Consider the following 12,217-nt stretch of genomic DNA (forward strand, 5'->3'; position numbering starts at 1 on the left):
GCCGAAAACGACCGGGGTTTTGGTCCAGCGAACTGCCTTCGGATTATTTCCTGGCGAGGAGATCGCGAATTTCGGTGAGCAGCGCGACATCGGCCGGCGGAGCCGTAGGGGTGGCGGGCTTCTGCTGTTCTAGCCGCCTGCGGAGATTATTCACCGCCTTGACCATCAAGAAGATGATGAAGGCGAGAATGATGAAGTTCAGCACCACGGTGATAAAGCTGCCATAAGCGAAAACGGCGCCCTGCTTCTTGGCTTCGGCCAGCGAGGTCGCGTTGACGGCAGAGGACAGTGCCAAGAAGTAATTGTTGAAGTCCAGTCCGCCCAAAATCGCGCCCACGATGGGCATGATGATGTCGTTGACCAGCGAATCGACGATTCTGCCGAAGGCGGCGCCGATAATGACGCCGACGGCCAGGTCCATCACGTTGCCCCGGGAAATGAACTCCTGGAATTCTTTCAGCATTCGACCCTCCTGTCATGACGGACCGTGCCGGCGCCTCTGCCCGCTTCGTCCGGCCCACGCCACAATAGCAAAAACCTCCGGTTGCAACATGCGCAAAAGACGGTTTCCACCGGCCAGGATCGTCGAAGCCGCTGCCATCCTGCGCCGAAAGCCGCGATGGACTTGATCGCCAAGCTGTGATTGCGTCTCAGCAAGCCGGGTGCAAAATCGGCAAGGGAGGATTTTCAGGCCGTGCAGGGCTGGTTCATCGTCATCATCGCGATCGCCTATGTGACGTTGCTGTTCGTCATCGCCAGCCTCGGCGACCGACGCTCGGTGCCATCGGGGCCTGGCAAGGCCCGCCCCTTTATCTATGCGCTCAGCCTGGCCATCTACTGTACCTCATGGACATTCTTCGGTTCGGTCGGCCTTTCCTCCGAGCGCGGCCTCGAATTCCTCGGCATCTATACCGGACCGGTGCTGGTATTCGTGTTCGGCTTCCCGTTGCTTCGGCGTATCGTCAGGCTGGCCAAGACCGAGAAGATCACGTCGATCGCCGATTTCCTCGGTGCCCGCTACGGCAAGAGTTTTGCCGTAGCGGCGATCGCCACGTTGATCGCGACGGTCGGCGCAGTGCCCTATATGGCGCTGCAGTTGAAGGCGATTTCCGGCTCGGTCAGCCTGATGGTCGAGCATTATACCGGCTCGCCGCCCTCTTTCGATCCCTTCCTCAGCGACATCTCACTCGTCGTCGCCATGCTGCTTGCGCTGTTTGCGGTGCTGTTCGGCACGCGTCACGCCGACGCCACCGAGCACCAGGACGGATTGGTGCTGGCGGTGGCGGTCGAAACCGTGGTCAAGCTCGCCGCCTTCCTGGCGATCGGCCTGATGGTGACCTTCCTGATCTTCGGTGGCCCAGGCGACATGGTCGACAAGCTCGCCGAGAATACGCAAGTGCAGCAGGCGATGAGCTACAGCACATCGCTCGCCACCTGGCTGGTGCTGACATGTTTGAGCGGTTTCGCCATCATCATGCTGCCGCGCCAATTCTACGTCACCATCGTCGAGAACCGCAGCGAGGCCGAGCTGCGCACCGCGACATGGGTGTTTCCGCTCTATCTGGTGGCGATCAACCTTTTCGTGCCGCCGATTGCGCTCGCCGGCCTGGCGCTGGTCGGCACCAGAACCAGCAGCGATCTCTACGTCTTGTCGCTGCCGCTGCTCAGCGGTCACGATCTGTTGGCCATGGCGGCCTTCATCGGCGGCCTGTCGGCGGCGACCGCGATGGTGATCGTGGAAAGCGTCGCGCTGTCGATCATGATCTCCAACGACCTCGTCATTCCGCTGTTCGTGCGCCGCCTGCTCAGGACCACGACTTCCGAGAACGAGGATTGGTCGACACTAATCCTCAACGTGCGGCGGGCGGCGATCTTCATCATGCTGTTCATCGCCTTCCTCTACTATCGCGAGAGCACCGACAGCGCGCGGCTCTCCTCGATCGGCCTGATGTCGTTCGCCGCGATCGCGCAGTTCGCGCCGGCATTGATCGGCGGGTTGATCTGGCGCGGCGCCAACGGCAGGGGTGCAGCACTCGGCATGGTCGCCGGCATCGTCGTCTGGAGCTACACGCTGCTGCTGCCGTCGCTGGCTGCCTCCGATACCGGCATCGTCGTCCACGGCCTGTTCGGTTTCGAAGCGTTGCGGCCGCAAGCGCTGTTCGGCACCGTCGCCGAGCCGCTGAACCACGGCGTCTTGTGGAGCCTGTCGATCAACACGCTGTTCTTCGTGCTCGGCTCGCTATCGCGCGCTTCTGTGCCGCTGGAACGCATCCAGGCGTCGATCTTCGTGCCGCGCGAGGCGAGCCCGATGCCGAGCCTGCGCCGCTTCCGCACCACTGTCACCGTCAATGACCTCAAGGATACCATCGCGCGCTATCTCGGCGTCGAACGCACCGAGCGGTCATTTCAAACGTTCGAAGAGAGCAGTGGTGCTTCGTTGCACGGCAACGAGCAGGCCAGCATGGACGTCATCCGTTTCTCCGAGCAGCTTCTGGCGAGTGCCGTCGGCTCATCTTCGGCGCGGCTGATCCTGTCGCTGCTGCTGCGCCGCAACGACCGCGAATCCAAGGATGCCTTCCGCCTGCTCGACGACGCCACCGAGGCGCTGCAGCACAATCGCGACCTGCTGCAGATCGCGCTCGACCAGATGGAGCAGGGAATCACCGTCTTCGACAGGGACTTCCGGCTGATCTGCTGGAACCGCCAGTATCGAGCGCTATTCGATCTGCCCGACGAAATGGGCCAGGTCGGCGTCTCGCTCGACCGCATCTTGCGCCACCTTGCCGAGCGTGGCGATATTCCGGCCGACCAGCGGGTGGCGATGCTCAACCGCCTCACCAGTTTCGTCAGCCCCTGGCAGATGGAGCTGAAGACCAGCGGCCGCATCCTTGAATTGCGGTCCAACCCGATGCCTGACGGCGGTATCGTCGCCACCTATGCCGACATCTCCGGACGCGTCGAGCAGGATCTGGCGCTCAAGCGCGCCAATGAATCGCTCGAACAGCGCGTCAAGGACCGCACCGTCGAACTGACCCGCGTCAACGAGGAGTTGGCACAGGCGCAGATGCTGGCAGAGGAGGCCAATCTCGGCAAGACGCGCTTCCTTGCTGCCGCCGGCCACGACATCCTGCAGCCCCTGAACGCCGCCCGCCTCTATTGCTCGTCGCTGATCGAAAAGGCCGGCAAGGGGCGGGCAGGCAAGGCGGCGATCAACATCGAATCCTCGCTGGAATCGGTCGAGACCATTCTCGGCGCGGTGCTCGACATCTCCCGTCTCGATGCCGGCGCGATGAAACCGGACGACACCGTCTTCAGCCTGGGCGAACTGCTGCGACAGATCGGCAACGACTTCCAGCCGCTTGCCGCCGAGAGGAAGCTCGGCCTGACGATCGTGCCGTCGTCGCTCAGCGTGATGACGGATCGCAATCTCTTACGCCGCCTGATCCAGAACCTCATATCCAACGCCGTCAAATACACACGCCACGGCCACGTCCTAGTCGGCGTGCGGCGGCGCGGCGAACTGGTCGAGATACAGGTGATCGACACCGGCATCGGCATTGCCGGCGACAAGCTGAACACGGTCTTCCGCGAATTCACCCGGCTCGACGAGGGTGCGCGCGAGGCCGAAGGCCTCGGCCTCGGCCTCTCCATCGTCGACCGCATCGCTCGCGTCTTGCGCCTGGAAATCCGGATCTTTTCGAACCCAGGCAAAGGTACGCGCTTTTCCGTCATTCTGCCGGTCGCGGCAGCGCAGGAGCCGCGGCGCGAGGTCGCGGCGAAGGCGCCGGTCCGCACTGCTGCTTCGCTTGCCGGGCTCCGCGTACTCTGCATTGACAACGACGCCCGCATCCTCGACGGCATGCGGCTATTGCTCGAAGGCTGGGGCTGCAGCGTCGAGACGTTTTCGGGCTCGGAGGATCTCGAGGGATCGGTCATGCGTCGCCCCGACATCGTGCTTGCCGACTACCATCTCGACGGCGAGACCGGTCTTGAAGTGATCGCTAAACTGCGCGCGATACACGGCCAGGACATGCCGGCCGTGCTGGTAACCGCCGACCGATCGAGCGAGGTGCGCGCCAGTGCCGGCAGGCTCGACGTGCCGGTGATGAACAAACCTCTCAAACCAGCGGTGCTGCGCTCGATGATGGCCAGGGTCAGGCCGCTGGCATCGGCGGCCGAGTAACGGTGTCAATCTGCATGCGAACTCAGCTGGCTGCCGGCAGCGGGTCGCTGCCGATCTTGGACAGCAGGATCACCGCCTGAGTGCGGCTGTCGACGCCAAGCTTCTGCAGAATGGCCGAGACATGCGCCTTGATCGTCGCTTCTGAGACTCCGAGTTCGTAGGCGATCTGCTTGTTGAGCAGTCCTTCCGCGAGCATGCCAAGCACGCGCGTCTGCTGCGGCGTCAGCGCCTGCAGCCGCTTGATCAGATCGGAGATTTCGGGATCACGCTCGACGCCGAGATCGATGCCCGTGGGCGCGGCAATATCGCCGGCAAGCACCGACCGCACGGCGCTGCGGATCTCCTCCATGCTGGCCGATTTGGAGATGAAACCCGAAGCGCCGAGATCGAGTGCGCGCCGGATGGTCACCGGATCGTCATGCGCCGACACCACGACCAGCGGCACCGTCGGATGGATGCCACGCAACGAGATCAGACCGGAAAGGCCGCTCGCGCCCGGCATGGACAGGTCGAGCAACACCAGATCGACATCCTCATTGGACAAGACCAGCGCCTTGGCACTTTCGAAATCGCCGGCCTCATGAATGCCGGCAACATTGCCGACGCCGGCAAGCGCCTCTCTCAGCGCGCCGCGAAAAAGCGGATGGTCGTCGGCGATGACGAAAGTGTAGCCTGACGGCACATGACCCTCCCCGAATCCCATTGATGATTGTCTGCTTCTTGCGGGATCTGTCGAACGAATATGCGGCGATATCAGCCGTTTTCAAGCGGCAAAGGCCATGCGCCGGGTTCCCGGCGCATGGTGCTCAGGTTTTTTGCGAATTGGGCTTGGCGCCATCTTCGCCGCTGTCCTTTTCCATGTCCTTGACGATACCCATGAAGCCGCGCAGGAAGCGCTCCATGTAGCTCATCGTCTTGTTGAAATCCTCCTCGCTGGGCAAGGTCGACTCGAGGCGGGCGGACAGTGAGTTTTCGAGCTTGACGACGCGCTCGTCGAGCGCTTTGACCGAACTTTGCAGTCGGTCGACCTCGTCCTGGAAGGCGGTGCGTTCGTCGGCCGCCATCTTGCAGACGAGCTGGCCGGAACGTTCCTCGCAGATCGACATCGCACCGGTCTGCGTGTCCATGCGGACATAACCGTTGGCCGACTTTTCCAGCCGGTAGCGGTCGGCTTCCTCGGAAAAGGCCGATGCCGCGACGAGCGAGACGAGCGCTGCGGGAATCAAGACGTGCTGCGGACGCATATTGTCCTCCATAGGCTAGCGAGCGCAATTATCGCATGTTTGCGCCGGAAATGGGGAAGAACTCTGGCGCACCCTTCCCCGCATGGTTGGTTCGGACTATAGCGCAATCATGTCTCAGATTATCTACAAGATAGTACCTGAACCGCTGTGGCGCGAGGCCGAAAGAGACGGCCGCTTCACCGGCGCGCCGATCGATGTCGCCGACGGCTTCATCCATTTTTCCACCGCCGGCCAGGCCAAGGAAACGGCAGCAAAACACTTTGCCGGCCAGACCGGGCTGCTGCTGGTCGCCATCGATGGAGCTAAGCTGGGTGATGCGCTGAGATACGAGGTCTCGCGCGGCGGCGCGCTGTTCCCGCATCTTTACGGGCCGCTCGAGCTGAAGACCGTCGTCTGGGTGCAACCATTGCCGCTCGGCAGCGACGGCCTGCACCAATTCCCGGCGTTGGAGACCGAATGAGCGTGTTTGACCGGCTCGGCCAGAGGCTCCTGTTCGCATTCGATCCTGAAGCCGCCCACGGCCTGTCGATCGCCGCGCTGAAATGCGGGTTGCCGGTCGCCGGGCGTCCCGTGCGCGACGACCGGCTGAAAGTCAGCGTCTGCGGCATCGATTTCCCCAATCCGCTCGGCATGGCTGCCGGCTACGACAAGAACGCCGAGGTTGCCGATCCCCTGCTTGGCCTCGGCTTCGGTTTTGCGGAGGTCGGCACGATCACGCCGCTGCCACAGGCGGGCAACCCGAAGCCGCGTATCTTCCGGCTGACATCGGACGAAGCGGTGATCAATCGGCTGGGCTTCAACAATGAGGGGCACGAAGCCGCTGAGAAACGGCTTGCCGCCCGCAAGGGTCGGCCCGGCATCGTCGGCGTCAACATCGGCGCCAACAAGGACAGCACAGACCGCGTCAGCGACTATGAACGCGGCGTTATCAGGTTTGCGCCATACGCCACCTATCTGACGGTCAACATCTCGTCGCCAAACACACCCGGCCTGCGCAACATGCAGGCGCGGCAGCAGCTCGGCGATCTCCTTTCGCGCGTCATAGCCGCCCGTGCGGGTGCGGCGGCGCAACCGCCCGTTTTCCTCAAGATCGCGCCGGACCTGGTCGAGGCCGAGTTGGAAGACATCGCCGCCGAGGTCACCGACAAAGCAATCGACGGCATCATCGTCTCCAACACCACGATTGCGCGACCGGATCTACGCAACGCCGAATTTGCCGGCGAGGCCGGCGGGCTTTCGGGAAAACCGTTGTTCGAGCGCTCGACCATCGTGTTGGCCAAGATGCGCAAACTGCTTGGCCCGCACCGCGCCATCATCGGCGTCGGCGGCGTCTCTACCGCTGAGACGGCACTGGAAAAGATCCGTGCCGGCGCCGATCTCGTCCAACTCTACACCGGCATGATCTATGCCGGACCTTCGCTGCCGGGCCGCATTCTTGCAGGGATGGTCCGCTTCGTGGAAAAAGAGCGGCTCAAATCTGTACGCGATCTACGTGACAGCCGCCTCGACTTCTGGGCGTCGAAGCAACTCTAAATTGCGCTTTAAAGCGTAATGTTTCAGTTCGAGACGCATCCGTTCACAACCCCTTTGCGCTCATTCGTCCAGGGTCAATTGCGACTGACGATCCGCTCGCAGGCGGCGCCGCCGATAGCAGGCAACAATCCAAAAAGAAGCAACTGAGCAGTTCCGCCGACGCCCAAAATTGCGGAAAGAATGAACGCAACGAGCAGCCCCAGCGCCGCGCCTAAGACGTATGGCAGGTAACTTCGCACAGGCTTCCCCCAGAACAATTGCTGCATCAAGCTGCCGAAAAACGTAACGAAATCGACTGGAAGTGCAAGCGGTCCGCTGACGCCAGAACTTATGGAGAATAGGATCGCTTTCCACCCTGCGCGAAAGTTGACCTAGGACACTGGCTAAAACGCCGTCCGCATCCGCAAGCGCAAAATGGCAAGCAGGCTGAAGCCACGCACCAGCAGGAAGACATGCAGCGCCGCCCATAGGCCGTGATTGCCGAAGGCCGGCGCCAGGACGAGCAGCGCACCGCTGAAGATGAGGAACGACAGAAGCATCATGTTGCGCATGTCGCGCGACCAGGTCGCGCCAATGAAGACGCCATCCATCTGAAACGCCAGCACGCCGCTGAGCGCGGTGAATGCCGCCCAGGGCAGATAGATGTCGGCAACGGCGCGAACATCTTGTGACGTCGTGATCAGGGCGATCAGGCCGGTACCGCCCAGCAAAAGGACAAGCGTCGCCGTGGCCGCCAGCCCGAAGCCCCAGAACAGGGTCAGCCGCACCGCCTGCCGGAATTGCATGGCGGCATGCGCGCCGACGGCGCGTCCGGCGAGCTGTTCGGCTGCCGTGGCGAAACCGTCGAGGAAATAACCGGCGATAAGGAAAAAGTTCATCAGCACAGCGTTGGCGGCCAGTGTCACCGTGCCGAATTGTGCGCCCTGGCGGGTGAACAGCGCGAAAGCAGCGAGCAGCGAGAACGACCGGATCATGATGTCGCGATTGAGCGACATCATGCGCAGGAATGCCGACAGATCGAGGATGCGATGGCGCGGCAGGCGGGGTGCTGCCGAGAAACGCCTGATGACGATCGCCAGGCCAAGCAGCATGGCGACGAACTCACCGGTGGCGGTCGCCCAGGCGACGCCGGCAACGCCCCAGCCGAGTTCCAGCCCCAGCAGAATGCAGAGCGCGATGTTGATGCCGTTGAGCACCAATTGCAGCATCAGTCCCAGCCCGCCCTCGCCGCGCCCCAGCACATAGCCGAGGATGGCGTAGTTGATCAGCGAGAACGGTGCGGCGAGCAGTCTGATGCGGATATAGACGGCCATCGCCTCGCTGACGCGCGGCTCGGCATCCATGAACCATTGCCCGGCGATGGCGACCAATGGCGCAAGGGCGGCAAGCACGATGCCGGCGACGACCGCGATCAGCACCGCGCGCCAGAACACCGCCTGTTCCTCCAGTTCGTCGCCACGCCCCAACGCCTGGGCGACGAGGCCGGTCGTGCCGGAGCGCAGGAAGTTGAAGGAGGTGAAGACGACGTCGAAGACCAGGGCGCCTGCCGCCAGGCCACCGAGAAGGGCAGCGTCGCCGAACTGCCCGACCACTGCGGTGTCGACGATGCCGAGCAGCGGCGTCGTCAGATAGGCGAGCGTCATCGGCACCGCGATAGTGAGCACCGAGCGGTTGGTGACGATAAAGGTCCGGCCATTGGCCGTTGCTGGCACCTGATCCAGTATCCGCTCCTCTATTGCGGCTTGATCGAACAGCCGATGTGCCTCAGTTTCCCGACGCCGTGCAACCACTCATCCCGCTACGGCCAACCGAAACTCGCCTCTGGCCTCTGCCGCTCATGCCCCTGCAGATCGTTCACCATCCCGACTACGACGCCGGTTTTGCCGTCAACCATCGCTTCCCGATGAGCAAGTACCCACTGCTGATGGAAGCCTTGAGCGCGCGCGGACTTGCCGTATCCGAGGCGTTCAACATGCCGAGCCCGGCGCCGGCATTATGGCTGAAGCTTGCCCATGCCGCCTGTTATGTCGATCAGGTGCTGGCCTGCGAAGTGCCTGAAAAAATCGAGCGCGAGATCGGCTTTCCGGTGAGCCCGCGGGTCTCGCTCAGGGCGCAACTGGCAACGGGCGGCACGGTGCTGGCGGCTCGGCTGGCGTTGCTGAACGGCATCGCCTGCAATACCGCTGGCGGCAGCCATCATGCGCGGCGTGCGCAAGGGGCCGGTTTCTGCACCTTCAACGACGTTGCGGTTGCTTCACTCGTGCTGCTTTCCAAAGCTGCCGCCCGCAACATCTTGATCGTCGATCTCGACGTCCATCAGGGCGACGGAACGGCGGATATTCTCGGCGACGAGCGGCGCGTGTTCACCTTTTCCATGCATGGCGACCGCAACTATCCGACGCGCAAGATCGCTTCCGACCTTGATATCGCGCTGCCCGACGGCACTGGCGATGCGGCCTATCTCGAAAGACTGGGCGCCATCCTGCCGGAACTCACCGCCATGGCGCCTTGGGACATCGTCTTCTATAACGCCGGGGTCGACGTCCATGCCGATGACCGGCTTGGCAGGTTGTCGCTGTCGAACGAGGGACTGCGCGCCCGCGACACCATGGTGATCCGTCATTTCCGCGGGCTCGGGATCCCGGTCTGCGGCGTTATCGGCGGCGGCTATTCGACTGACGTGGCGGCGCTCGCCGCGCGCCATGCCATCCTGTTCGAAGTGGCTTCAGGCTTCGCGTGAGGCCTGACCGATTGACGTGATCCTGCGAACTGCTGGTTCGGGACCATGTCCTATTTCCGGTAGTTGGCGATCCTGAGCAGGAGGAAGGCCGGAATGACGATCGCTGCGCCCAGCAGGATATAGCCGAGGAAACGGTCAATAGCGCGAAAACCCAGATTCCAGAGATCGACGAAGAAATTCCGGATGCCGTAGAGCACATCCGCCGGCGACCAGCCGAAAGCGTTCATCACCAGGCCGACGAGGAACGATACCACCAGCAGCTTCAGAAGCACCCGGAGCGGCGTATCGCCAAGAAAGCGCGTCAGTGCGGACAAGGCGTGTCTCCAGATTCGGTTAACCCGATTCGGGTACAGGTCCAGAAATACGCACTTGCCGCGCTGGCATCAAGGTGGTCGCTGAATCCAGTTGCTCAGCACGGCGGTTTGCGGATTGTGTGTTCGCCAAGCTTGACACTTATGTTGCAGTGCAGCAAAATTGGAGGACAGAGGGTAACCCGTTGATCTCGATCTGCCAGACTCATCGCCCTGTTGTGGACGGATTGCGCTGTGTCACCGTGACCTGCGAACACAGGGCCTCTTGAATGAAGTACAGGCGCGATATCGATGGCCTCCGGGCCGTTGCTGTACTGCCGGTTGTATTGTTCCATTTCGGAATCTCGGCAATTCCAGGCGGCTTTACCGGCGTCGATATTTTCTTCGTCATATCCGGCTACCTGATCACCGGAAGCCTTCTGGACGACCTTGAACGCGGCCAGTTCTCGATCGTCAGCTTCTACTGGCGCCGTGCCCGGCGCATTCTGCCGGCGCTGATCTTTGTCATGCTTCTCACCTGCATTGCGGCATTATTCATTCTTCTGCCGTCAGATCTGCACGAATTCAGCCTCAGCGTCATAGCGGCCTCGACGTTCTGGTCGAATATTTATTTTTGGAAAACGTCAAATTACTTCTCGATCGATGCCGAGCTGCGACCGCTGTTGCACACGTGGTCGCTTTCGGTCGAAGAGCAGTACTACATCTTTGCCCCAATCCTGATGTTCCTGATCTATCGCTATTTTGGGAAGCGCTGGCTGACGGTACTCCTGCCGATCATTGTCGGCAGCTTCGTGCTGGCGGTTATGGCGACATGGCTGGCGCCGAACGCCGGATTCTACCTGCTGCCGACACGGATCTGGGAGCTTATGCTGGGCGCCGTGCTCATGCTGAAACGACCCCCACCCCTGAGCAACCGGTTTCTTCTTGAACTGGTCGGACTGGCCGGATTTGGCCTTCTCGCCGTCGGCTTCTTCACGATTTCGGAGAGCGACCCATTCCCGGGCTACAACGCTTTGTATCCGTGCCTCGGAACGGCCCTCCTCATCTATGTCGGCCAGAATACCCCTTCGACGGTCGTTACCCGCATCCTCGAAGTCCGGCCGCTGGTCTGGATCGGTCTCATCTCGTATTCGCTTTATCTTGTTCACTGGCCGATCAACGCATTCGCGCATTATCTTTCATTGCAAAAACTCGAACCCTCGATGACCGTTGCGATGACGGTGGCAAGCTTCGCACTGGCGGCATTCTCCTGGAAATATATCGAGCAACCGTTTCGGCAGAAAAGGAGCTTCACCGCCCCGGTGCCTATCTTCGCCTTCTCAGCGGGCGCGATCGCTCTTCTTTGCGCTGGCGGGGCGGCCGGGGCGCTCGGCAACGGCTTCCCGCAACGGTTTCCGGACTACGCTCAACAGCAGATTCCTGTCGGGGATTGGCTCAATGGCACTTGTTTCAACGAGGGCTCCAGCCGGATCGAAAGCTGGAATATCGAGGATTGCACGCGCACTCGCGGCTTCTCAAGAACGGTGTTGTTGTGGGGAGACTCGTTCGCCGCCCACTATGTCTCAGGCCTGGACGCCAACGCAAATCAACTACAGGCCAACGTCGTGGAATATACTTACGCAGGTTGTCCGCCGATACTCTCCTACTTCTCCTACGCGCGCCCGGATTGCATGCGGTTCAACCAGCAGGCTTTGAAGGTTATTCAGGACGCTGGCATCAAGACGGTTGTGCTCAGCGGCCGGTGGACCGACTACGAGGCCAGGAGTTTCGACGGTCTCCAGCAAACGATCGATACGCTTCGCGAGCTGGGTGTGCGCGTGTTTGTCATCGGCCAGTCTCCTCAGTTCATAACCGATGTTCGGAAAATCGCGTTCTTCGCAAAGCGTGGAAACCTGGACGATACATCCTGGCCGATGGCCATGGATCCCGACATCAACAACCGTGTGCGCTCATTTACCAAAGGCGCCACCTTCATCGATCCGCTCGAATCCCTCTGTAGCGCCGGACGCTGCTCCTACGCCGACGCAGGCCAGTTTCTCTATTTCGACTATGGCCATTTCTCTTCAATCGGGGCCACGCTGGCAATTTCGAAATACTGGCCGGATTTTGCCGTAGACGATGCCCTTGCCACGACGGAGTAACGGTCGGGCGGCTGACAAGGCACGAATGCACGCTTAGCGATTGCCCGAACGCCGGCTTGCGTGGT

Annotated in this window: 11 protein-coding genes; 5 read left to right on the top strand and 6 right to left on the bottom strand. The window is 61.7% G+C overall.

Annotated features, from left to right (window positions below):
* Positions 1-43 precede the first annotated feature (43 nt).
* Complete coding sequence (gene mscL, locus ABID19_RS06360; protein WP_354488923.1) at positions 44-463, bottom strand: large conductance mechanosensitive channel protein MscL; 420 nt, start codon at positions 461-463, stop codon at positions 44-46.
* Positions 464-694: 231 nt separating this feature from the next.
* Here mscL and ABID19_RS06365 point away from each other — a divergent pair, with 231 nt between their 5' ends.
* Entirely contained in the window at positions 695-4,183 is a 3,489-nt protein-coding gene (locus ABID19_RS06365; RefSeq protein WP_354488925.1) for a PAS domain-containing hybrid sensor histidine kinase/response regulator, read from the top strand.
* 22 nt (positions 4,184-4,205) lie between these two features.
* Here ABID19_RS06365 and ABID19_RS06370 read toward each other — a convergent pair whose 3' ends face one another.
* Together ABID19_RS06370 and ABID19_RS06375 are read right to left on the bottom strand one after the other, a co-directional pair.
* Complete coding sequence (locus tag ABID19_RS06370) at positions 4,206-4,865, bottom strand: response regulator transcription factor (protein ID WP_352936954.1); 660 nt, start codon at positions 4,863-4,865, stop codon at positions 4,206-4,208.
* A gap of 124 nt (positions 4,866-4,989) precedes the next feature.
* Positions 4,990-5,427, bottom strand: coding sequence for a hypothetical protein (locus ABID19_RS06375; protein WP_354488927.1), 438 nt, complete (start codon positions 5,425-5,427; stop codon positions 4,990-4,992).
* Between the two features lie 109 nt (positions 5,428-5,536).
* Between ABID19_RS06375 and ABID19_RS06380 the strand changes: the two genes are divergently transcribed.
* A complete protein-coding gene (locus ABID19_RS06380; protein ID WP_354488929.1) occupies positions 5,537-5,887 on the top strand; it encodes a DUF952 domain-containing protein in 351 nt (116 codons plus the stop codon).
* On the top strand, positions 5,884-6,960 hold the full coding sequence (locus tag ABID19_RS06385; RefSeq protein ID WP_354488931.1) for a quinone-dependent dihydroorotate dehydrogenase: 1,077 nt from the start codon (positions 5,884-5,886) through the stop codon (positions 6,958-6,960). The genes ABID19_RS06380 and ABID19_RS06385 overlap by 4 nt, the downstream gene beginning before the upstream one ends.
* Positions 6,961-7,034: 74 nt before the next feature.
* Here the strand turns inward: ABID19_RS06385 and ABID19_RS06390 are convergent, their stop codons facing one another.
* Positions 7,035-7,226 (bottom strand): hypothetical protein, encoded by a 192-nt coding sequence (locus ABID19_RS06390; RefSeq protein ID WP_352937062.1) that lies wholly within the window; start codon positions 7,224-7,226, stop codon positions 7,035-7,037.
* Between the two features lie 117 nt (positions 7,227-7,343).
* Entirely contained in the window at positions 7,344-8,681 is a 1,338-nt protein-coding gene (locus ABID19_RS06395) for an MATE family efflux transporter (protein WP_354489484.1), read from the bottom strand.
* Between the two features lie 116 nt (positions 8,682-8,797).
* On the opposite strand from ABID19_RS06395, the gene ABID19_RS06400 reads away from it, so the two are divergent.
* Positions 8,798-9,700 carry a histone deacetylase family protein gene (locus tag ABID19_RS06400; RefSeq protein WP_354488933.1) on the top strand — a complete coding sequence of 301 codons (903 nt, stop codon included), beginning with the start codon at positions 8,798-8,800 and terminating at the stop codon, positions 9,698-9,700.
* Between the two features lie 50 nt (positions 9,701-9,750).
* Here ABID19_RS06400 and ABID19_RS06405 read toward each other — a convergent pair whose 3' ends face one another.
* The gene (locus ABID19_RS06405; RefSeq protein WP_352936949.1) at positions 9,751-10,014 is read right to left on the bottom strand and encodes a DUF6460 domain-containing protein; all 264 of its coding nucleotides are present in this window, start codon (positions 10,012-10,014) and stop codon (positions 9,751-9,753) included.
* Between the two features lie 266 nt (positions 10,015-10,280).
* Between ABID19_RS06405 and ABID19_RS06410 the strand changes: the two genes are divergently transcribed.
* The gene (locus ABID19_RS06410; protein WP_354488935.1) at positions 10,281-12,152 is read left to right on the top strand and encodes an acyltransferase family protein; all 1,872 of its coding nucleotides are present in this window, start codon (positions 10,281-10,283) and stop codon (positions 12,150-12,152) included.
* Positions 12,153-12,217 lie beyond the last annotated feature (65 nt).

The organism is Mesorhizobium robiniae (assembly GCF_040545535.1).
GTDB lineage: Bacteria > Pseudomonadota > Alphaproteobacteria > Rhizobiales > Rhizobiaceae > Mesorhizobium > Mesorhizobium robiniae.